The 21,405-nt window shown below is 72.4% G+C and carries 19 protein-coding genes; 11 read left to right on the top strand and 8 right to left on the bottom strand.

Translation table 11 applies throughout. The annotated features are described in order from the left end of the window. Positions 1-85: 85 nt before the first annotated feature. Positions 86-1,915, top strand: a complete 1,830-nt coding sequence (locus tag B6R96_RS32835) for a glyoxal oxidase (RefSeq protein ID WP_081524502.1) — start codon at positions 86-88, stop codon at positions 1,913-1,915. Here B6R96_RS32835 and B6R96_RS32830 read toward each other — a convergent pair. Together B6R96_RS32830 and B6R96_RS32825 are read right to left on the bottom strand one after the other, a co-directional pair. Then, positions 1,912-2,508: a HutD/Ves family protein gene (locus B6R96_RS32830; RefSeq protein ID WP_237291583.1), complete on the bottom strand. Its 597-nt coding sequence runs from the start codon at positions 2,506-2,508 to the stop codon at positions 1,912-1,914. The two genes, B6R96_RS32835 and B6R96_RS32830, sit on opposite strands and share 4 nt — an antisense overlap. 5 nt (positions 2,509-2,513) lie before the next feature. Next, positions 2,514-2,951, bottom strand: coding sequence for a MarR family winged helix-turn-helix transcriptional regulator (locus B6R96_RS32825; protein ID WP_030384536.1), 438 nt, complete (start codon positions 2,949-2,951; stop codon positions 2,514-2,516). A gap of 154 nt (positions 2,952-3,105) precedes the next feature. Here B6R96_RS32825 and B6R96_RS32820 point away from each other — a divergent pair, with 154 nt between their 5' ends. Together B6R96_RS32820 and B6R96_RS32815 are read left to right on the top strand one after the other, a co-directional pair. Next, a complete protein-coding gene (locus B6R96_RS32820; RefSeq protein ID WP_081524501.1) occupies positions 3,106-4,668 on the top strand; it encodes an MFS transporter in 1,563 nt (520 codons plus the stop codon). A 52-nt stretch (positions 4,669-4,720) separates the two neighbouring features. Beyond that, complete coding sequence (locus tag B6R96_RS32815; RefSeq protein ID WP_081524500.1) at positions 4,721-5,239, top strand: mycothiol transferase; 519 nt, start codon at positions 4,721-4,723, stop codon at positions 5,237-5,239. A 97-nt stretch (positions 5,240-5,336) separates the two neighbouring features. On the opposite strand, the gene B6R96_RS32810 is transcribed toward B6R96_RS32815, so the two are convergent. Continuing rightward, on the bottom strand, positions 5,337-6,698 hold the full coding sequence (locus tag B6R96_RS32810) for an FAD-dependent oxidoreductase (RefSeq protein WP_030384533.1): 1,362 nt from the start codon (positions 6,696-6,698) through the stop codon (positions 5,337-5,339). A gap of 208 nt (positions 6,699-6,906) precedes the next feature. On the opposite strand from B6R96_RS32810, the gene B6R96_RS32805 reads away from it, so the two are divergent. The 3 genes from B6R96_RS32805 to B6R96_RS32795 all read left to right on the top strand — a co-directional run bounded on the left by B6R96_RS32805 (position 6,907) and on the right by B6R96_RS32795 (position 8,744). Then, entirely contained in the window at positions 6,907-7,098 is a 192-nt protein-coding gene (locus tag B6R96_RS32805; RefSeq protein ID WP_030384532.1) for a DUF5302 domain-containing protein, read from the top strand. Between the two features lie 168 nt (positions 7,099-7,266). Continuing rightward, positions 7,267-7,680 (top strand): rodlin, encoded by a 414-nt coding sequence (locus tag B6R96_RS32800; protein WP_030384531.1) that lies wholly within the window; start codon positions 7,267-7,269, stop codon positions 7,678-7,680. A 146-nt stretch (positions 7,681-7,826) separates the two neighbouring features. Continuing rightward, positions 7,827-8,744 (top strand): glycoside hydrolase family 19 protein, encoded by a 918-nt coding sequence (locus tag B6R96_RS32795; RefSeq protein ID WP_081524499.1) that lies wholly within the window; start codon positions 7,827-7,829, stop codon positions 8,742-8,744. 27 nt (positions 8,745-8,771) lie between these two features. Here B6R96_RS32795 and B6R96_RS32790 read toward each other — a convergent pair whose 3' ends face one another. The 4 genes from B6R96_RS32790 to B6R96_RS32775 all read right to left on the bottom strand — a co-directional run bounded on the left by B6R96_RS32790 (position 8,772) and on the right by B6R96_RS32775 (position 15,698). Then, positions 8,772-11,540: a helix-turn-helix transcriptional regulator gene (locus tag B6R96_RS32790; protein WP_237291582.1), complete on the bottom strand. Its 2,769-nt coding sequence runs from the start codon at positions 11,538-11,540 to the stop codon at positions 8,772-8,774. A 212-nt stretch (positions 11,541-11,752) separates the two neighbouring features. Further along, the gene (locus tag B6R96_RS32785; protein ID WP_030384528.1) at positions 11,753-13,516 is read right to left on the bottom strand and encodes a S8 family peptidase; all 1,764 of its coding nucleotides are present in this window, start codon (positions 13,514-13,516) and stop codon (positions 11,753-11,755) included. 390 nt (positions 13,517-13,906) lie between these two features. Continuing rightward, a complete protein-coding gene (locus B6R96_RS32780) occupies positions 13,907-14,656 on the bottom strand; it encodes a DUF1838 family protein (protein ID WP_081524498.1) in 750 nt (249 codons plus the stop codon). Positions 14,657-14,738: 82 nt separating this feature from the next. Then, positions 14,739-15,698, bottom strand: a complete 960-nt coding sequence (locus tag B6R96_RS32775; RefSeq protein ID WP_081524497.1) for a phosphotransferase family protein — start codon at positions 15,696-15,698, stop codon at positions 14,739-14,741. A 110-nt stretch (positions 15,699-15,808) separates the two neighbouring features. Between B6R96_RS32775 and B6R96_RS32770 the strand changes: the two genes are divergently transcribed. The 3 genes from B6R96_RS32770 to B6R96_RS32760 all read left to right on the top strand — a co-directional run bounded on the left by B6R96_RS32770 (position 15,809) and on the right by B6R96_RS32760 (position 18,233). After that, positions 15,809-16,807, top strand: coding sequence for a DUF1996 domain-containing protein (locus B6R96_RS32770; RefSeq protein ID WP_081525365.1), 999 nt, complete (start codon positions 15,809-15,811; stop codon positions 16,805-16,807). Between the two features lie 83 nt (positions 16,808-16,890). Next, positions 16,891-17,502: a sigma-70 family RNA polymerase sigma factor gene (locus B6R96_RS32765; protein WP_030384524.1), complete on the top strand. Its 612-nt coding sequence runs from the start codon at positions 16,891-16,893 to the stop codon at positions 17,500-17,502. Further along, a complete protein-coding gene (locus tag B6R96_RS32760; RefSeq protein WP_030384523.1) occupies positions 17,499-18,233 on the top strand; it encodes a zf-HC2 domain-containing protein in 735 nt (244 codons plus the stop codon). Before B6R96_RS32765 ends, B6R96_RS32760 begins: the two co-directional genes overlap by 4 nt. A gap of 432 nt (positions 18,234-18,665) precedes the next feature. Here the strand turns inward: B6R96_RS32760 and B6R96_RS32755 are convergent, their stop codons facing one another. After that, a complete protein-coding gene (locus B6R96_RS32755; RefSeq protein ID WP_030384522.1) occupies positions 18,666-19,397 on the bottom strand; it encodes a DUF7873 family protein in 732 nt (243 codons plus the stop codon). A gap of 225 nt (positions 19,398-19,622) precedes the next feature. Here B6R96_RS32755 and B6R96_RS32750 point away from each other — a divergent pair, with 225 nt between their 5' ends. Next, the gene (locus tag B6R96_RS32750; protein ID WP_081524496.1) at positions 19,623-20,555 is read left to right on the top strand and encodes an ATP-grasp domain-containing protein; all 933 of its coding nucleotides are present in this window, start codon (positions 19,623-19,625) and stop codon (positions 20,553-20,555) included. After that, complete coding sequence (locus B6R96_RS32745) at positions 20,552-21,364, top strand: ATP-grasp domain-containing protein (RefSeq protein ID WP_081524495.1); 813 nt, start codon at positions 20,552-20,554, stop codon at positions 21,362-21,364. The genes B6R96_RS32750 and B6R96_RS32745 overlap by 4 nt, the downstream gene beginning before the upstream one ends. The last annotated feature ends 41 nt before the right edge of the window (positions 21,365-21,405 follow it).

Genomic DNA, 21,405 nt, shown 5'->3' with positions numbered 1-21,405 from the left:
TTGTCCTAATATCGGCGAGGTCCTTCAGGCAACCAGGGTTCCGGAGCCGGCCGGGGTGCCGGGCCCTCCTGCGGTGAGGAGTCCCATGTCCCGCGCACCACGCTCCGCCCTCCTGTCGGCGCTGGCGCTCGCCGGCGCCCTGACCGCGGCCCTGACCGTGGCCCCGACCGGAACTGCTCCGGCGTTCGCCGCGGTCCACCACACCGGCGACGAGGGCGCAGTGCTCGGCGAGGAGCACGCCCGCGCGCACGCGCGGCTGCGCGACGCGGCCAGGGGGACCCAGGGCTATCCGCAGGCCAAGCGGACGTCGAGCCTGGCCTCGTTGCAGCAGTCCCAGCGCACGGCCAACGCGAAGTTCGACGCCGCCCGGTTCGGCCGGTTCACCGAGTTCTTCCCCTCGCCCGACTTCGGCGTCCACGTGGCCCAGCTGCCGACCGGCAAGGTCCTGCTGTTCTCCTTCGAACGCGTGGAGGCCGACCCCACCAAGGAGACCGGGCCCACCAACACGGTGGGCCGGACGAACGCGGGCCGCGCCTACCTCTGGGACCCCGCCAGGGGGACGGGGGCCAGGGCCTTCAAGAACGTGCCACCGCCGGTGGTGCTGATGCCCGACGGCAGCTACGCCCCGCGCCCGGCCCCGTTCTTCTGCGCCGGCCACTCCTACCTCCCCAACGGAATGGTGGGGGTGTTCGGCGGCAACGTCGGCGGGAAGGGCGGCAGCGGCGCCAAGCTCTCCTTCGTCTTCGACCCGTGGACCGAGAAGTGGTTCCGCAATCGCGACATGTCCGTCGGACGCTGGTACCCCTCGGTCGTGACCGGGCCGGACGGCCGCCAGATCATCATGTCCGGCCAGTCCGAGCGCGGTACGGGCACACCCACGCCGGTGGTGGAGCGCTTCCCCGCGCTCGGACGTCCCGTGCCCTGGCGCCCGTACGACATCCCGGCGAACGTCCCCTCGGAGCGGCTCCGTTCCGACGCGCCCTTCCGCAACGACTATCCGCACCTCTTCGCGCTGCGGGACGGAAGGATCTACGGGCTGGGCCGCGACGCCGACCAGCAGTGGCTGTTCGACCCGGTCAAGGAGACCCGTACCGACCTGCCGCGGCGGCCCGCCGACTTCCGCGGCTACGGTTCGGCGGTGCCGCTGCCGGCCGGCCTGCGCGGCCCGGACTCCGTCCTGGTGCTCGGCGGCGACCCGCGCGACCCCCTCACCTACCGGCTGTCCGGGGGCCGCTGGAGCATCGAGGGGCCGAGGGCCTTCGGCCGCACCCAGGACGGGACCCTGATCCTGCCCGACGGGACGTTGCTCACCGTCAACGGCGCCCTGGACACCCGGAACTACGGCAACGGGCCGTTCAACCCGAAGGCGGACCTGAAGTACCGGCAGATCGAACTGCGCGACGCCCGCGGCCACTGGACGCTGGGTCCGGCCCAGCGGCTGCCGCGCGGCTACCACTCCAACGCCCTGGTCCTGCCGGACGGCCGGATGATGGTCACCGGGGACGAGCTCCAGCAGATCGCCAACGACCCCGACATCAAGGACGGGATGGACGGCAGCATCGAGCTCTACGAGCCCGCCTACCTGCACCGGGGCCCCCGCCCGGCGCTCGACCGGGCCCCGGCGGGCGATCTGGGCCACGACGCGGCCTTCCAGGTCTCGAGCGCCACGGCGAAACAGGTCACGCGGGCCGTGCTGCTGGCCCCGACGACCGTCACCCACTCGGTGAACACCAGCCAGCGCCACCTGGACCTGCGGATCACCGGCGTGCACGGCTCCACCATCGGCCTCCGTACGCCGCCGAGCGCGGCGGACGCCCCGCCCGGGTACTACATGCTCTTCCTGCTCAACGCGAAGGGCGTGCCCAGCACCGCGAAGTGGGTGAAGCTGGGCACGCGTTCCGCCGGCTCCCGCTAGTCCGTCTCCGCCGGGCCGAAGCGGACGACCGCCGCGCGGCCGTCCGTGCGGACCGGGCAGTCGAGCTGTCCCGCCACCAGGGCCGCGTCGTACGGGAGGAGTTCCGCGGGGCCGTCCGGCCGGTCGAGCACGGCCGGCCCCTCCAGGGCGACCACCAGCAGCGTCCCGCCCGGCGGGACCGCCAGGACCGACCGGCCCCGTACGACGGCGGTCCGCGCGTCCACCGCGCCCCGGCGGTACATCACGTTGAAGTTCACCACCGGGCCGGCGAGGAGCCGGCAGTCGGTGGGCTCGTCCCCGGGGAAGTCCTGCGGCGCGTACCGCTCGGCCACGAGCCGGCGTACGCCGCCCACGGTGAGGTCCATGCCCGCGCCCTCGGCGAGGGTCAGGGTCCGCGCGATGCCGGGGAAGGCCGAGAACGGCCCGTCGGCGGCGACCTCGGCCAGGCTCACGCGCCAGCCGAAGTCGTCCATGCCAGCCCCCTCGGGCCAGGCCGCGATCTCCCGGGTGACTCCCCCGCCGTTCTTCCACACGGTGGCCGTGCGATCGGCCGCCCGCAGGATGCGGATCCCGCCGCCGCTCGGTGCGCCCACGGTGATCAGGCCTTCTCCATCGAGGGGCGCAGGCGGCCCAGCAGGGCGTAGAGCGTCGCGCTCTCGGTCTCGTCGAGGGCGTCCAGCGCGCCGTGCATCGCCTGCATCTCCTCCCGGACCCGGCGGATCACCTCGCGCCCCGCGTCCGTGGCGACGACGTTCTTGACGCGCCGGTCGGCGGGGTCGGGCTCCCGGCGCACCAGCTCGCGCGCCTCCAGGCGGTCGACGATGCCGGTCACGTTCGAGGCGTCGCAGACCAGCAGGGTGGCGAGGCCCCGCATCGGCACGGGGCCGTCGAGCTGGGCGAGGACCCGGGCCTGGGTGGAGGTGAGGCCGTGCTGGGCCGCGGCGGCCGCGAACTCGCGCCACTGGGCGGTGCCGATCGCGGCGAGCAGCTCCAGCAGCTGGAGCTTGGTGGGGATCTGCGTGGCGGTGTCGCTCATACCTGGAGCGTACTCAGGATGCTTCACATTATCAATTGTTTACTTGACCACCTGAACTATCGACGTTTACCGTCGTTCGAGTTACTTGATGAAGTCAAACATCTGCGTTCCGAAGCTCTTCAGCTCCGAAACACGAAGAAGGTCACCCCCAGCCATGAGCACCCCCTCCCCCGCCACCCCGGCCGCCGGGCACCGGAACGAGACGGTCATCGTCTTCGCCCTGAGCCTGGCCGCCATGGTCGTCTCGATGATGCAGACGCTGCCGGTCCCGATCCTGGGCCTCATCCGCCAGGACCTCGGCACCACGACGGCCAACGTGAGCTGGGTGACCACCGCCACCCTCCTGTCGGCCGCCGTCTTCACCCCGCTGCTGGGCCGCTTCGGCGACCAGCACGGCAAGAAGCCCACCCTGGTCGCCGTACTCGGCGTCATGGTCGCCGGCTCCGTCATCGCCGCCCTGGCGTCCTCGCTGCCCCTGCTGATCCTGGGCCGGGTGCTCCAGGGCGCCGCCACCGCGATCTTCCCGCTGGCCCTCTCGGTCCTGCGCGAAGAGGTCCGGCCGCAGAAGCTGCCGGGCGCGATGGCCCTGGTCAGCGGCACGCTCGCGTTCGGCAGCGGGCTCGCGCTCGTCGCGACCGGGCTGCTCACCTCCGGCTCCGGCGCGGACTACCGCAACGCCTTCTGGATGGCGACCGGCTTCGCGCTCCTGGCCCTGCTCGCGGTCGTCCTCCTGGTCCCCGCGACCCGGCACAAGACCGGCGGGCGCACCGACTTCCTCGGCGCCCTGACCCTCGGCATCGCGCTGCTGCTGCTCCTGCTGCCGATCTCCCAGGGCCACGAGTGGGGCTGGGGCTCCGCCCGTACGCTGGGCAGCTTCGCCGGCGCCGCCGTCATGGCCGCCGTCTGGGTGCTCGTCGAGCGCAGGGTGAGCGAGCCCCTGGTCGACATGAAGATGTTCGTCCACCGCCCGGTGCTCATGGCCAACCTGGCCGGCGTCCTCGTCGGCTTCGGCATGTTCGCGAACTTCCTGGGCGTCTCGTACCTCGTCCAGATGCCCGAGGCGCTCACCGGCTACGGCTTCGACGCGTCCATCCTGCGGGCCTCCGTGCAGTTCCTGCTGCCGGGCGCGATCGTGTCGCTGCTCGCCTCGCCCGTGGGCGGTCAGATCGTGCGGCACCGCGGTCCGCGCACCGCGCTGGGTCTGGCCGCCGGGCTCGGCACGGCCGGGTTCGCCTGGCTGGTCCTGGACCACCAGCACAGCCTCTCGGTGATCGGCGCCGGACTCGTCGTCGGCGCGGCCGTGAGCTTCGGCTACGCCGCCATGCCCGCCGTGATCATGTCCAGCGTCCCGCACCACCAGAGCGGCATCGCCAACGGCATCAACTCCATCTCCCGTTCCACGGGCAGCGCGATCGGCAGCGCCGTCGTCACCACGATCCTGGCCTCCAGGACCATCGAGCACCTGCCGGCGGGGGTTCCGCCGCTGCCCGCCGAGTCCGGGTTCACGCTGACCTTCGGGATCGGGGCCGTGGCCTTCGCACTCGTCGCGGTGATCGGGTGGATCGGACTGCGCAGCGGTCACGGCATGCGGACGGCTGCCTCCGGACCGTCGGCGAAGGCCGAGCCGGCCACGGTGACCGAGTCGGCCGAGTCGGCCGCGGTGGACGGGCCGGCCGTGACGGCCGGGAAGACGCAGAAGGCGGACGCCGTCCGCTGAGCCCGCGTGTCGCTCGCGGCGGGCGGGCCCCCCGGCCTTGCATGGTGGGTGCATGAAGGCTACGGAGGTCATCGCCGACGGGTTCGGACGCATCCGGGAGATCGTGCACGAGGTCGTGGAAGGGGTCCCGCCGGAGCTGCTCAACGCCCGCGTGGACCCGGCGGCGAACTCGATCACCTGGCTGATCTGGCATCTGACCCGCGTCCAGGACGACCACCTCGCGGACGCTGCCGACACCGAGCAGGTGTGGGACACCGAGGGGTGGTCGGACCGGTTCGCGCTGCCACTGCCCGCCGGGGCGACTGGGTACGGGCACTCGCCCCGGGACGTCTACACCGTCCGGGTCGATTCGGGCGAGCTGCTGCTGGGGTACTTCGACGCGGTGCACGAGCGGACCGCGCGGTTCGTCCGGGGGCTCGCCGCCGCCGAACTGGAACGGGTGGTGGACGAGCGCTGGGACCCGCCGGTCACCCTCGGGGCGCGCCTGGTCAGCGTGCTGACGGACGACCTCCAGCATGCCGGGCAGGCGGCCTTCGTACGGGGCGTGCTGGAGCGGGAGCGGGGCGTCTGACGGCGCCGCCGTCCCGTTGCCCGGACAGCGCCGCCGCCGAGCGGACGCCTGCATGGCAGAGGGCCGGGATCCCCGATGGGGTCCCGGCCCTCGCGCACTACGCTCCGCTGGCGTCGAGCATGCCCTCGCGCTCGACGATCTTCACGCGCTCGCGGCCCTGGGGCTCACCGAGGGCCTTCTCGGCCGCGTCCAGCTTGTACCAGCCCTCCCACGTCGTGTACCGGACGCTGCGCTCGGCGAGGAAGGCCTCGACGGCCTCCGGCGCGGGGGTGGCCGGCTCGCTGAGGCGGCCCTCGGCGTGGTCGGCGAGCAGGTTCGCGACGGTCTCGTTCGCGTCGCCCTTGGTGTGGCCGATCAGGCCGACCGGGCCGCGCCGGATCCAGCCGGTGACGTACGTCGACTGCAGGTGGCTGCCGGCCTCGATCACGCGGCCGCCCTCGTCCGGGACCGTGCCGGATTCGACGTCCCAGGGGAGCTTGGGCAGCTCGTCGGAGAGGTAGCCCACGGCCCGGTAGACGGACTGGATGTCCCAGTCGGTGAAGGCGCCGGTGCCCTTGACGTTGCCGGTGCCGTCGAGCTCGGTGCGCTCGGTGCGCAGCCCGACGACCTTGCCGTCCTCGCCGAGGATCTCGACGGGCGACTCGAAGAAGTGCAGGAACAGCTTGTGCGGGCGCTCGCCGATGTCGCGGATCGCCCAGTTCTCCAGGGTCTTGGCGACCATGTCGGCCTGCTTGTTGGCGCGGCGCGTGGCTATGGAGCCCTCGTCGTAGTCGATGTCCTCGGGGTTGACGATGACCTCGATGGTGGGCGAGTGGTCCAGCTCGCGCAGCTCCATGGGGCTGAACTTGGCCTGGGCCGGTCCGCGGCGGCCGAAGACGTGCACCTCGAGGGCCTTGTTCGCCTTGAGCCCGTCGTAGACGTTCGCGGGGATCTCGGTCGGCAGCAGCTCGTCGGCCGTCTTCGCGAGGATGCGCGCGACGTCGAGGGCCACGTTGCCGACGCCGAGCACGGCGACCTTCTCGGCCTCCAGCGGCCAGGTGCGCGGGACGTCCGGGTGGCCGTCGTACCAGGAGACGAAGTCGGCGGCGCCGTAGGAGCCGTCGAGCTCGACGCCCGGGATGGTCAGGGCGCGGTCGGCCGTGGCACCGGTGGAGAAGATCACGGCGTCGTAGAAGGACTGCAGCTCGTCGAGGCTGATGTCGTTCGGGTAGTCGACGTTGCCGAAGAGACGGACCTGCGGCTTGTCGAGGACCTGGTGCAGCGCGGTGATGATGCCCTTGATCCGGGGGTGGTCGGGGGCGACGCCGTACCGGATCAGGCCGAAGGGTGCGGGCATCCGCTCGAAGAGGTCGATGGACACGCCGGGCTCGACGGCTGCCTCGGACTTCAGCAGCGCGTCGGCGGCGTAGATACCGGCGGGGCCGGCACCGACGATTGCTACCCGCAGAGGGCGAGGCATGGCAGAGGTTCCCTTCGACTGACGGCAAGGTGGATCAAGGGGAACCCTAAACGAAGGTAAGCCTAACTCAGCACCCGGCATCTCTTTATGACCCCATAATCAGAACTTATGACCTCCCCAAGCAGCGCTTGGAGGTCCAGGGAACTCGCTGGTCAGCAGGGGCGTCACCTGACAGACTGAAACCGCTTGATCACCCCAGGAGGACAAAATGGCTGACGAAACCGACACCCCGCAGGACGAGTCCCCCGCCGACGCGGCCAAGCGCAAGTTCCGGGAGGCCCTGGACCGCAACGCCGCGAACGCCCAGTCCCAGCAGGCGCACCAGAGCCGGGCGAAGGTGCAGGGTGCCAGCAGCGGCCCCGGCGGCAAGAACAAGAAAGTCCGCCGCAAGACCGGCTGACCCTCGGAAGCGAGGAGCTCGCCCCCGCCCTCGCGGCCGGGGGTGGCTCGACCCGGCATTGGGCCACCCGGGTGAGTGGGGATAACCCCGAGCGCTGTCGACAGTTGATCAGCACGTCCCGCCGAGGGCAGCTATCTCATGCGACAGTGCGACAGAAGGATTCCCCACATGTTCAAGAAGTTCATGGCCACCGCAGCCGCCACCGCCGCCGTGCTCGGCGCGGGTGCCGCAGTCGCCTCCCCGGCGATGGCGATCGGCAACGACAACGGTGTCAACACCGTCAACGGCAACGGCGCGGCCCAGCTGTACGGCAACCAGGAGACCCACGGCAAGATGAGCCCGCAGCTCGGCGCCATCCAGGGCTCGCTCAACAAGCTCTGCGTCGGCCTGCCGGCCAAGGTCAACGCCCAGTCCCTGGTCGCGGTCCTCGCCAACATCGGCGTCCAGGACGTCAACGTCCTGTCGAACCCGCAGAACCAGCAGTGCGCCGAGAACTCCACCCAGGCCAAGGGTGACGAGTCCCTCTCGCACATCCTGAGCAACATCCCGGTCCTCTCCGGGAACGTCTCCTCGGGCAGCTGATCGGTTCGATTTCGCGCCGGTGTCACGCGTCACGCGTGATGCCGGCGCGTTTCATTTGGTCTAGACCTTGACAGGTTCAGACCATTCTCGCTTCAGTGGGCACTGTTGTCCCCCACGGCAATTCCCCCCACTGAAGGAGCAGTTACGTGATCCGTGCGCTTCGTCGCCGCGCCCTCTCCCTGGCCGCCGCCGCGGCCGTCACCGTCGGCCTCGCCATCGCCCTCCCCTCTTCCCGCGCCGCCGCGGCGCCCGCCTGCGCCGGCGCCTGGGCCTCCTCCGCCGTCTACACGAACGGCATGAGCGCCTCGTACGGCGGCCACAACTGGCAGGCGAAGTGGTGGACCCAGGGCGAAACCCCCGGCACCACCGGCCAGTGGGGCGTCTGGTCGGACCAGGGCGTCTGCGGCGGCGGTGGCGGCCAGGACCCGGATCCGGGCAACCCCACCGGATTCGTGGTCTCCGAGGCCCAGTTCAACCAGATGTTTCCGAACCGGAACCCCTTCTACACCTACAACGGCCTGGTCGCGGCGCTCTCCGCGTACCCCGGCTTCGCCAACACCGGCGACGACACCGTGAAGCGGCGCGAGGCCGCGGCCTTCCTGGCCAACGTCTCCCACGAGACGGGCGGACTCGTGCACATCGTGGAGCAGAACACCGCCAACTACCCCCACTACTGCGACGCGACCCAGCCCTACGGCTGTCCCGCCGGGCAGGCCGCCTACTACGGCCGCGGGCCCATCCAGCTCAGCTGGAACTTCAACTACAAGGCGGCCGGTGACGCCCTCGGCATCAACCTGCTCGCCAACCCGTACCTAGTGGAGCAGGACCCGGCCGTCGCCATGAAGACGGCGCTCTGGTACTGGAACACCCAGAACGGCCCGGGCACGATGACCGCCCACGCCGCCATGGTCAACGGCGCGGGCTTCGGGGAGACCATCCGCTCGATCAACGGCGCCCTGGAGTGCAACGGCGGCAACCCCGCCCAGGTCCAGAGCCGGATCTCCAAGTACCAGAGCTTCACGCAGCTGCTCGGGGTGAGCCCCGGGAACAACCTCGGCTGCTGAGCCGCCGCGGTACCCCCGGTGGCGCGGTCACCGCGTGCGCAACGCGGTGGCCAGCTGGGCCCGGGACCGCACGTCGAGCTTCTGGTAGATGCGGGTCAGCCGGGCCTCCACCGTCTTCACGCTGAGGAACAGCTTCGCCGCGGCCTCCTGGTTGCTGGCGCCCTGGCTGACCAGCAGCGCGAGCCGGGTCTCGGCGTCGGTCAGGGTCGCGGCCGCCGTCAGCTGCGCGCCGGCGATGTCGCCGGGGGACACTTCCCCGGCGAGCTCCGTCCAGGGGGTGGCCCCGGCCCGGTCGAACACCTCGGCCGCGGCCCGCAGCGCCGCGCGGGCCGGGGCCCGGCGCCGTCGGCGGCGCTCCACCCGGGCGAGGGCCAGCAGCGTACGGCCGCGCTCCAGCGGCAGTTGGAGGGCGTCGAAGCGCTGGGCGGTGGTCTCCAGCAGGTGCACGGCCGCGTCGGCGTCGCCCTGCGCGGACAGGCACAGGCCCCGGGCCCGGTCGAGGGCCGCGACGACCCCGGTCCGGCCCAGGCCCACGGCGACCGTACGGACGGAGGCGAGCAGCCGGGCCGCTTCGTCGGGGGCGTCGGCGGCGATCAGGGCCTCGGCGAGCTCCCCGTGCCAGCGCAGGATCGAGGGGTCCACCACCTGCTGGGCGGCCTCCAGCTCGGCGACCCGGCGCAGGGTGGCGACGGCCTTCGCCGCCTCTCCCGTGGCGAGTTCGACGAGGCCGAGCGCGTGCAGGCTGCGGGAGAGGAAGACCTGGTCCTGCTCCTCCTGCGAGGCCTGGATACCGCGCCGGGCATAGCCCTCGGCCCGGGCGAAGCTGCCGCCCATGGCCTCGGCCATCGCGGCGACGTACCAGGCGGGGCCGGGTGAGAGGCCCGCGTCGATCGTGAGGTCCAGGGCCCGGCGGGCGTGTGCGGAGGCGGCCTCGCAGCGGCCGCTGCGCAGTTCCACCTCGGTGAGGCTGCGCAGTACCTCGAAGACGTCCTCGGCGGATCCCGTGCGCTGGACGGCGGGCAGCAGGACCATCAGCTGCCGGCGGGCGTCATCGAGGCCGTCGTCGAAGAGGGCGTGCCGGACGGCGAGGTACTGGGGGGCGTTGCGCATGCCCAGCGGCACCTCGGGGGCCGGCAGGGCGAGGGCCTCGGCCAGGATCGCCTCGGCGCCCGGGTCGCCGAGGATGCGGCCCATGCGGGCCCGTACGGTCAGGGCCATGGCCTCGGCGACCTGGTCGCCGCCGAGCGCGGCCAGCGCCCCGGCGCGGGCGGCGGCGTCGCGGGAGCGGACCGGGTCGCCGTCGCTGAGGTTGTTCTTCCAGGCGATCCGCAGTTGCACGGCGGCCTGGAGCGAGGGGTCCCCGGCGGCCTCGTCCATGGCGTGGGCGAAGGTCTCGTCGAGGGCGCCGAGCGCCTGCCCGGCGGCGTCGATCACGGCGAGCCGGGCCCGTACCCGGTCGGAGGGCGAGGCGTCGCGGGCCAGGACGGCCCGGGTGGCGCGGCGGGCGAGGTCGGCGCGGCCGGCCCAGCCGGCGTCCTCGGCGGCCGTGACCAGGCGGGCCAGTTCCTCGCCGGCCAGCCAGGACGGCGTGCGTTCGGCGGCGAGCAGGCCCAGTTCGGCGGCGAGGGCGCGCTGCCCGCGGCGGCGGCAGGCGGCGGCGGCCTCGGTGATCTCCGCGGCGAGCCACTGGTCGGGGGTGTCCACGGCCAGCGCCCGGTGGCGTACGGCCTGGACGGGATCGTCGACGGCGGCGGCCAGGGCCGCGTGGCCGGCGGCGCGTTCGGGCCAGCCGGCGTCGGCGGCGAGGGCGGTGGGCAGCGCGCCCGCGGTGAACTCCACTGCGCCGTCCTCCCCCACCCTGACCAGCGCGGCGCGTTCCGCCTCGGCCAGCTCCGCCTCGGCGTCGGGGCGGCCGGCGCGGCGCAGCAGGGAGATGGTGGGGCGGGTGGCGAGGGCGGCGAGGAGCAGGGTGCGGCGGGCCTGGGCGGGGGCCGCGGCGAGGAGCCGGCGGGCCACTTCGCGGGCCTGCCCGGAGACGGGCAGGGTGTCGGCGTGGTGGGCGCTGCTGTCCCGGGCCTCGGCGGCTTCGGCGAGGGAGTGGCCGAGGGCGAGGGCCAGGCGCGGGTTGCCGCCGCTGGCCTGGTGGATGCGGCCGGCGAGGCGGGCCGGGAGGCCGTGGTGCAGGAGGAGTTCGGCGACCTCGTCGGCGCCGAGCGGGGGGACGCGGATGGCGGGGACGCCGGGGCCGCAGAGGGGTTCGCCCACCGGGACCCCGCCCTGGACGCATTCGGCGACCAGGACCCGGACCCGGGGCGGGGTGAGGCGCAGGGCGAAGCGGAGCAGGTCGGTGCTCTCGGCGTCGAGCCACTGGGCGTTGTCGAGGACGAGCAGGACGGGCTGGCGGGCGGCGAGCGTACGCAGTACCTCGACGACGGCGAGGCGCAGGGCGATGTGGTCGCGGCCGGCCCGGGGGGCGTCGGCCTCGCGGCGCAGGAGGGCGATGGCGGTGCGCTGGGGGCCGGAGAGCTGTTCCAGGGCGCCGCAGGGCACGGAGGCGAGGAGGGCGGCGGCGGACGCCTCGGGTATCCATTGGTCGGCCGCCTCGGGGGCGAGACAGAGCACGGTCTCGCGGCGTTTTTCGGCCGCGGCCGCGACGGCGCGCACCACCTCGGTCTTGCCGGCGCCGGCCGGTCCCGTCAGGAGCGCCCGGCCGTGCGTGGTCAGCGCGCGGTCGACCGCCTTGATCAGTTCTCCGTGTCCGACACTTGTGTCAGCGTGCCCCGTCGCCGCCACCACGCACAGCCACCAGCCTCTCGATCCCAGCTCCTGTGCCTCTCCTGTGAGAGGCGACAATACGAGGTCGAGTGGTGGGTGGACACGGATTGTGACGCAGAAATCAGTCACGTACCGCGAAAACCCGTCGGACCTGCCGATACGAGGTGTATCAGCAGGTCCGCGGGTCGGCCTTGGTCCGTACTATCCGGCCGTCAGGCCGACTTGCCGCCTGATCAGAAGGTCAGGTTCCAGGAGTCGATCTTGCCGGTGTCGCCGCCGGCGTTGTCGTTGACCCGGAGCTTCCAGGTGCCGTTCGCGACCTCGGAGGAGGCGTTCACGGTGTAGACCTGGTTGATGTTGTCGGTGCCGCTGCCGGAACGGTTGTGCAGGTTGTAGACGCTGCCGTCCGGGGCGATCAGGTCGACCTTGAGGTCACCGATGTAGCTGTGGACGATGTTCACGCCCACCTTGAGGGCGGCCGGGGCGTTGCCGGTGACACCGGTGACGGTGATCGGGCTCTCCACGGTGCTGTTGTCCGCGATCGTGTAGTCCGTGGTGTTCTCGCGGCCCGAGGTGGGCGGGGTCGAGGTCACGGCGGCGACGGTCGCGGCGGCGTCGGCGAGGCCGGCGCCGCAGCCGCCGGTGCAGGTGCCGGGCAGCGGGCGGGAGTTGGCCTTGATGGCCGTCTCGATCTGGGCCGGGGTCAGCGAGGTGTTCGCCGACTTCAGCAGGGCGGCGAGACCCGCGATGTGCGGGGCGGCCATGCTGGTGCCCTGGTAGGGCTTGTAGATCTCGGCGCCGGGGGTGGTGGTGCCCGCGTTCAGCGTGGAGAGGATCGCGTTCTCGGGGGTGGTGACGGTGCCGGGCGTGTCGGTGGCGCGGCGGGTCTCACCGCCCGGGGCGGCGATGTCGATGATCGAGCCGAAGTTCGAGTAGTACGAGCGCTCGCCGGCACGGTTGGTCGACGCCACGTTGATCACGTTGTTGCAGCTGGCGGGCGAGTAGCCGGACGCGTTGGCGTTGCTGTTGCCGGCGGCGACCACGACGGTCGTGCCGCGGGCGACGGCGGAGTTGATCGCGTTCTGGTAGCTGGTGCCGCAGGCACCGGGACCGCCGAGGCTCATGTTGATGACCTTGGCGGGGGTGGCGTTGGCCGGAACGCCCGCGACGGAGCCGCCGGAGGCCCAGGTGATCGCGTCGACGATGTCCGAGGTGGAGCCGCCGCACTTGCCGAGCACGCGGACGGGCTGGATCTTCGCGCCGTAGGCGATGCCCGCGATGCCCTTGGAGTTGTTGGTGGCCGCGGCGATGGTGCCCGCGACGTGGGTGCCGTGCCAGGAGGAGGTGCTGGCCTTGGAGCCGACACCGCACTCGCCGTCGGTGGCGTTCCAGTCGCCCTCGTCCGCGGGGTTGGCGTCACGGCCGTTGCCGTCACGGGCCTCGGAGGAGGTCGAGATGAAGTCGTAGCCCGCGACGACGTTCGCGGCGACGTCCGAGTGGGCGACGTAGCCGGTGTCGATCACGGCCACGGTGACGCCGGAGCCCGTGGTCTTGTCCCAGGCACCGGGGACGTTCATGCCGGCGGTGGGCTCGAAGAGGTCCCACTGCTTGGCGTACTCGGTGTCGTTCGGGGTGACGGCCTGGGCGTAGGCGCGGGTGTCCGGCTCCACGTAGGCGACGTCCGGGTCGGCACGGAACTGGGCCATCACGTCGGCCGCGGCGGCCGGGGCCACGGTCCCCCCGAGGTTGACCAGCGCGGCTCCGGTGCCGAGGCGGCGGTCGAACTTCGCCTTCTTGCCGGCCTTCTTGCCCTTGGCGGCGGCGTCGTCGGCCGCTGCGGTGTTGGAGCTTGCCTCGGTGGCCGAGGACTTGTATCCGACGATGAGGTTCTCTACCGGCGCCGTCGGGACCACCGTGGCGGCCGGGGCCGCGGCGGGGTTCTCGGTGGCCAGGGCCACGGAGGCGGTCGCGGAGCCGGCGAGCAGGGTGACGGACATGGCCACCACGGATATGAGCCTACGTCTGGATGCGTGCACGAGTTCCCTTTCGCGGGCCGGTTCCGGGCAGGCCGGAGCGGCCGGTCGGTGCAGTGTGGGAGGTTCCGGCGGCCGCGGGGCCGGGAGCGAGGTGGTCGAACTCGCCCCGGCCGCCGCGTGCCACGTTGCCGAGCCGCAACGGCGGGGCAGGGCAACGGCATTCCCGGCTCTCCCCCCGACGGTGCGGCCTTCACGCCATGTGGGGTTGGCGTGTGTGCCGTAGAGTCGGGGGAAGATCGCCGGTGGGCAGACAGTAGGCAACACGGGGATGAACTCGATACGGGGAAAACCCTTGTCCGGCCCCTGCGCCGCCCCCCGGGGGTCCCTCGGCAGGGCCTCTGACCAGGGGAATTACTGCGGCGGGACGAGCCGGCGGAAGTACGTCCAGCTGGTCTCGTTCGGCTCGCTCCACTTCTCGGGGGCGTGGGCGAATTCGGGGTGCCGCTCGGCGATGTACGCCCGGGTGCGCTCCGGGACCTGAGCGTACGAGTCCAGCTTGCGGCCGCGGCAGTGGAAGGTGAGGCCGCCGGGGCGCTGCCCCTGTTCCATCCAGGGCAGCCACGGGGACATCCGGGTCCAGGACATGGTGGCGGGGACGCTCGCGACGTCGGTGGTCAGGGCGGCCGCGGGCGCGAAGAACTGGAAGAGCTCCAGGGCGCGGTAGGTGTCGTCGGCCGAGTGGGCGGGGTACTGCGCGACCGGCAGGGGCGAGGGGTAGGCCAGCGGGATCTCCAGGCTGAAGCAGACCTGGTCGCCCAGTTCCGTCACGGGGACGGGGAACGGCCGCCACCTCTGGTTGGCCGGGTCGTTCCAGACGTGGACCACCGGCTTGTCCTGCCAGGTCTCCAGGATCTCCCGGGTCCCGGGGTCCAGGTAGAAGGCGGCTTCCCTGGACAGGAGCTCGTAGCCGCCGGTCTCCCGGTCCGCCACGAGGCGCGCGACGTTGAGCCCCTCGAAGCCGAAGAGGCGCCGGTAGGGCTCGCCGGGCGCCCAGGAGTGCACGTCCCCGGTCCACCAGTAGGTGACCTCGGCGCCGTCGAGCGAGGCGCGGGTGCGGGCGAATGCGTGCAGGAGCTCGGCGGGTGTCAGCGCTGATGTCATACGCCCCACTGTGTCCGGCCGCCGCCCGGCCGGACAAGCGGCCCCACGGACAACCTGGACCCCTGGGTCGGCGGGGCGCCGTTCAGCCGTACCGTTCGAACAGGGCGTGCAGGTACGCCTCCAGCCGCTCGGTCAGCACACCGGTCGTCAGGTCGGCGCGGCCCAGTTCGCGCCAGGGGACGGCCACCTTCTCCGCGTCCGGCGCGAAGCCCAGCGCGTCCAGCAGCCGCCAGTGGAGGTGGGCCGCGGGATCCTCGGCCAGGGTGCCTCCCGCGGCGGCGTAGCGGTCGGCGAAGGCCATGCCGGCGGGGACGCCGTGCAGGAGGGCCAGGGCCGTCGAGCAGTGGGCCACGTCGAGGTCGGCCGGCCCCCAGGAGGTCTCCACCCAGTCGACGACCCCGCTGATGCGGAGGTCCGCGCCGGCGCCCGTGAAGAGGACGTTCCCGGGGTGGAAGTCCCGGTGCAGGAAACAGCCCCGATACGCGGGTGCGTCGCGGCGGATGACGTCGACCGCCCGCCTCCAGAGCTCGGGCCGGCCGGTGGCCGCGGGCGGGGTCACCCGCTCGGGAGAGGCCCAGGCCTGGTAGGTGCGCGGCCGTCGCTGTACGGGCACCCGCAGCCGGTGGATGTCCACCAGCTGCCGGGCCAGCAGTGCGGCGCGGTCGTCGGCGCCCCGGTCGTCCAGGCGCACGCTCCCCGGCAGCAGGGACATCAGCAGGGAGGGATGGTCGCAGTGCTCGCCCGTCGCATCCAGCGCCACGAGCGTCGCCGCGGGCACGTCCGTGTCGCCGAGCAGGCCCAGGATCGCCGCCTCCCGGCTCAGCAGCCCCTCCGCGTGCCGGAGGTAGAAGGGCTTGACGAAAGACCGCAGGACGAGCGAACGCCGGCCGTCCGGGCCGTCGCAGAGGTCCAGGCGCCGCATCTGCGAGGTCCAGCCGCCGCGCAGCCGCACCGCCTTCTCGATGCGCTCCGCCTCGGGCAGCCCCTTCTCCACCCAGGAGCGCGTGGCGTCCCAGCGCTCCTGGTCAAGCCCTGCGTCCATGCCTGCGACCCCTTTCACCGGAACCCCTGCCGTCACCCTAACCGCCCCGCTGCGACCGCCATACGGATGCCAGGTTGACGACGGGGGCGCCACCGGCAACGGTGACCGCCATGGGGAACGAACACCGGCTGCTCACGCTCATCATCTGCCTGGTCCTGGGCGGCGGGCTGATCGCAGCGGTACTGGGAGCATCGCGGGCGGTCGGGCCGCACGCCGGAACGGCGTCCGGGCGGCCCGCGCCGTCCGACTATGTCGACATACGCGACGTTCCGCGCGGCTCGGCCGCCACACCCGTCCCGGGGCCCGAAGGGTCGGCCGGCTCGGTGGTGGTGGAGTGCGGCCGCAACGAGCAGGGCCACTACAACGAGGACAACCTGGTGGTCTCGCCCGGCCTGCCGGGCGGCGCCCACCACACGCACGCCTACGTCGGAAACCTCTCCACGAACGCGATGTCGACCGCGGCGTCCCTGGACGCCGCCGCCACGAGCTGCACCGGCGGCGACCGGTCCACGTACTACTGGCCCGTCCTGCGGCGCCCCGACCGCCCGGGCACGCGCCCGCACGAGGGTTCGGCGGGACACGGCAACGTCGGCGAGATCCTGCCGGAGGCCTCGGTCGTGGTGGAGTTCCGCGGCAACCCGGTGAGCAAGGTCGTGCCGATGCCGCGCTTCCTGCGCGGGATGACGGGCGACGCCGTCGCGTACACGGCCGCCGACGAGGCCGACGTCCGGGCCCGCTGGGGGTGTTCGGGCTCCCCGGACCGGGCCACGACGCGCTACCCGCGCTGCCCCACCGGTGACCGGGTGACCCGCACCCTGGTCTTCCCGAGCTGCTGGAACGGCCTCGACACCGTCGGCGCCACGCACCGCTCGCACCTGCGCTTCCCCGCCGGGAACGGGGTCTGCCCGAAGGACACCTTCCCGGTGCCCGAACTGCGCCTGTCCCTCGCCTACGAGGTCCCCCCGGGGCTGAACGTGGCGCTCGACTCCTTCCCGGAGCAGCGGCACAGCCCGAAGACCGATCACGCGATGTTCGTGAACGCGATGACCGACCGGCAGATGGCCGCGGTCGTCGACTGCCTCAACGCGGGCCGCGTCTGCCGGATCTGAGTGACGCAGGTCACTTGAACCGAATGCGTCCCGATGGCGTGTTCCGACCGCACCACATATGCGAGGAAGACGGAGAGGGTGAGATGGCCGGACCACTGTGGCCCCGCACTCGGCGGGGCTCGACCGATGAGGCACTGATCAAGTCGGTGTACGAGGAGCACGGCCACGCCCTGCTCGCGTACGCCACCCGGCTCACCGGAGACCGGGCCGCCGCCGAGGATGTCGTCCAGGAGACGCTCATCCGGGCCTGGCGGCACTCCGAGGTGCTGGTCAACGGAAAGGGCTCGGTGCGCGGCTGGCTGCTCACGGTGGCCCGCAACATCATCACCGACCGCTACCGGGCCAAGGCCGCCCGGCCCGCGGAGGTCTCCGGGGCCTCCTCCGCTCCCCCGGTGGAGGCGGACCACGCCGACTCGGTGGTGGACAGCATGACGGTCCTGGGGGCCCTCGACCAGCTGTCGCCGGAACACCGCGACGTGCTCAAGGAGTTGTACTACCGGCAGCTCAGCGTCGCGGAGGCGGCCGACAGCCTCGGCATCCCGGCGGGCACGGTCAAATCGCGTTCGCACTACGCCCTCAAGGCGCTGCGCGACGTCTTCAAGAGCGACGGCTTCAGGGACATCGGTTCCAGAGAAGGAAAACGATCGGGCAGGCCGCCCCAGCAGCCCGCCGGACTGCGTGAGGTGGTGGCATGAACCGGCAGCGGCACGAGGAGGAACTGCTCGGCCCCTATGTACTCGGCGTCCTGGACGCCGAGGAGATCCGCCGGGTCGAGGAACACATGAGCGGGTGCGTGCAGTGCCGGGAGGAGGTGACCGCGTTGCGCGAGATGGAGGCGGCACTGGGCGAAGTGCCCGACGAGGCGTTCCTCGACGGTCCGCCGCAGGGCGGGGACCTGCTGCTGCAGCGCACCCTGCGGCAGATGCGCGGTGAGCAGGCGGGTGACCGGCGCCGGCGCGCGGGTCTGACGGGACTGGCCGTGGCGGCCTCGCTGGCCGCCGTGTTCTGGGCCGGTACCCAGCTGGGTACGGGTGAATCGGGGGCCGTCGCACTGCCGCCCGTGCCGCCCTCCCCGACGGCCACGGCGGACCCGTCGCCGCCCCCCGCGGGGACCAAGGTGCTCTCCGCGACCGACAAGGGCACGGGTGCGCGGATGACCGTGCAGATGACGCCCGCCACCAAGTGGGTGCGGGTGCGTGCGGCGGTCACGGGAGTGCCGCCGGGCGAGCGGTGCCGGCTGGTCGTGGTCTCCAAGAACGGTACGCGCACCACCGCCGGCGGCTGGGTCACGGGCAGCCAGGAGAACGGCGAGGCCAAGGGCGCGGCGCTGGACGGATCGGCGGCCGTGGACCCTGCGGACGTCCGGGCGATCCTCGTCGAGAACGAGTCGGGCAAGGCGTTCGTGTCCGTACCGGTGACGGCCTGAGCCGCAGCGGTTCCGGCCGGGGCCGTACCGGTCCCGCCGGAACGTGACGGAGCCCGGGAGCATATCCAGCTCCCGGGCTCCTGTGTGCCACCCAATTGCGCACACCGGCACGTTTAAGAGTCGCGGATCATTCTTAGATCGACGTGTTCTGCCTTTGAACTACCGCGCCACGAGGAGAGGCGCAGAGGGGACTTGAACCCCCATCCATCGATGATCGTCCACGCTCGGTCGATCCGGTGTTCGGCGGCGAATACTGAGACTGGAGCGAGAATCTGAGATTGAGGGGCCGCCTCTACCGGCTTGGGCCACCCCGGCACGCAATGCCGGGGGAGGGATTCGAACCCCCAACTGACACCCCTGTTCAGCTTCAACATCAGTTTCAGCTTGCGCTCTCGCGCACCCCCTGCAGACATACAGGGGGAGTTCTGGGGGCTACCTGAACAGGTAGCCGAACACCGCGTCCCCGACCCGCTGGTCGGTGACCTCGGCGCTGTTGGCCTCCTCGCGGGCGAACTTGACGGCCTGCTGGAGCTTCTCCACGCGGTCGATCAGCTCGTTGACCCGCCGGGCGGGAAGCGCACCGGAGAACTTCACGGTCGTCCAGTACCCGACCGGAACGTCCTCGTAGTACACCTCGACCTGCGCCGGGTGCTTCTCGGTGGCCTCGGCCTTCACGTGGTTGCGCGGCACCTTCTTGGTGCGGATGGTGCGCACCGGGTCCGTCTTCCAGGAGTCCGTGGACGGGTCCAGGTTCCAGGATTCGGAGGCGTCCAGCACCGGCAGCTTCCGTACGAAGGTGTGCATGTCCGTGAGCTGCTTCTCCAGGAAGAGCAGGTACGGTACGGGCACCTGCGCCAGCAGGACCGTCCCGTCCACGACGACGTCGGCGGCCGCGCTGCGGTTGGCCCAGTCCTTGGTCGCCGTCACGTCGAACAGCCGCGTGAGGGTTCCGGCCGTCGCGCGCAGCACGTCCTCGGCCTTGATCTGCACCCGGGTGGACTCGGGCGGCAGTTGCTCGCCCTCCTCGTCCTTGGGCTGGTAGGTCCGGGAGATACCGGCCAGCAGGGCGGGCTTCTGGACGTCGTGGTGAGCCTGCGTGAGCTCCTGGAGGGACTTGGACTTGACGCCCTTTTCCACTGCGATGATCTGATTCAGCTTCGGCACGCGGCCAACCTAGCAGCCGATTGTCCGATGATTCACCGGGATTTCCGGCGCGTGCGCCCGCCGGCCGGGCCCGGCGGCGGGAAGCGCGACCGCGAAGCACGGCGGAGCAGCACGGCAAGGAAGCCCACACTCGGACCGATCATCACATTGCGGTCCATGACATCCTGTGACGTCACAACTCGCCGGACGGTATCGGCGGACGTCCGGGGAATATGGGGAAGGTCCATGAGGCTCTGCTTCCTGGTGGAGGAGCACTACCGCCACGACGGCATGCCGAACGAGGTGATCGGGCAGCTGACCGCGTGGGGGCACCAGGTGGACGTGGTGCGGCCCGGTGGCTCGCTGCTGCGCATGACCGAGGTGGTGGACGCGGGTGCGCACGACGCATGGGTGCTCAAGACGGTGTCCGGCGGTCCGGGCCTGACGCTGCTGGAGGCCGCGGCCGCGGCCGGCATGACCACCGTCAACGACGCCCGGTCGATCCGGGGCGTACGGGACAAGGCGCTGGCCGCCGCCATCGGGCGCGGCCGGGGGCTCCCGCTGCCTCCGACGTACGCGGTGGCCCTCCCCGAGCTGCTCCGGGAGATCCCGGCGGCGGAGTACCCGCTCGTCGTCAAGCCCGCCGACGGCAGCTCCGGACGGGCCGTGCACCTGGTGCCGTCGCCGGAGCAGCTGGAATCCCTGCTGCCCGTGCTCGCGGGCGAGGGCCTGCTCATCGCCCAGCCGTACGTGCCCAACTCGGGTACGGACATCAAGGTGTACGGGGTCGGCGGCGAGCTGTTCGCGACCGAGCGGTGTTCCCCGCTGCACCCGGACCCCTCGGTACGGGAGCGCCGCGTGCCGCTGTCGGCCGAGGTGGCGGCGATCGCCGCCCAGGTCGGGGCGGTGTACGGGCTGGACCTGTACGGCGTGGACGTGCTGCTGGGCCCGGACGGGCCGGTGGTCGTCGACGTGAACGACTTCCCGAGCTTCCGTCAGGTGCCGGACGCGGCGGCGCGGGTCGCCCGGGCGGTCCTGGACCTGGCGCGGGCGGGCGGTCCGACGCAGCCGCCGGCGACCACGACCGCGACGGTGCCCTCGCCCACGCCGCCGCCGTACGAGGCGCTTCCGCTGTCGATCCCGGCGCAGGTCTCGGCCGTGGGGGGCGACGGCGCGTGAGGATCGGCCTGATCACCCCGGAGCCCGGGCATCCGCTGCTGGCGGACGCCACCGCGCTGCTGGCCCCGGAACACACCGTCGAAGCCGTCGACCCGGCCGCACCGGGAGCCGCGGCGCTGCCGCTCGCCGAGGTGTACCTGCTGAAGTCGCGGACACCGCAGGCGCTGGGGCTCGCGCGGGACCTGGAGCGGCGCGGGGCGACCGTGGTGAACTCCGCGGCGGCCACGGAGCTGTGCCAGGACCGTACGCAGATGGCGGACCTCGCACTGCGGGCCGGCCTGCCGTTCGCCGCCACCCGCGGCCACGGGTCCCTCTCGGCGTGGGCCGCCGGGGCCCGGCTCGACGGCCCCGTGGTGCTCAAGAGCCGGCGCAGCCGCCGGGGCGACCTCGTGGCGCGCGTCGACGACGTGACGCGCCTGCGGGAGTTGGCGCGTCAGTGGCCGCACGAGCCGGTGGTGGTGCAGGAGTACGCGCCCAACAGCGGCTGGGACCACAAGCTGTGGGCGATCGGGGACCGGGTCTTCTCGGCCCTGCGCCGATCCGAGCTCTCCCCCGGCGGCCGTGGCCCCACCCGGTCGCTGCCCCTGGCCGAGCTGCCCCGCGGATGGGCCGATCTGGTGCGCGAGGTGGGGACGGTGTTCGCGCTGGACGTCTACGGCGTGGACATCATCGACACCGGGGGCGGGACACCGCTGATCGTGGACGTCAACGCCTTCCCCGGTATCCGGGGCCAGGCCGGCGCCCCCGAGGCCCTCGCGGCGCTCGCCCTGCGGCGCGCAGGTCCGGACGGGGGAATGCGCGGGGCGTGAGGGCCCCGGCCCGGTGTCGCGGCGCGGACGCGCGGCGGGCG

This window comes from Streptomyces sp. Sge12 (assembly GCF_002080455.1).
Taxonomy (GTDB): Bacteria; Actinomycetota; Actinomycetes; order Streptomycetales; family Streptomycetaceae; genus Streptomyces.
Note: the sequence above shows the minus strand (reverse complement) of the source record. Positions and strands in the feature narration are given on the sequence as shown.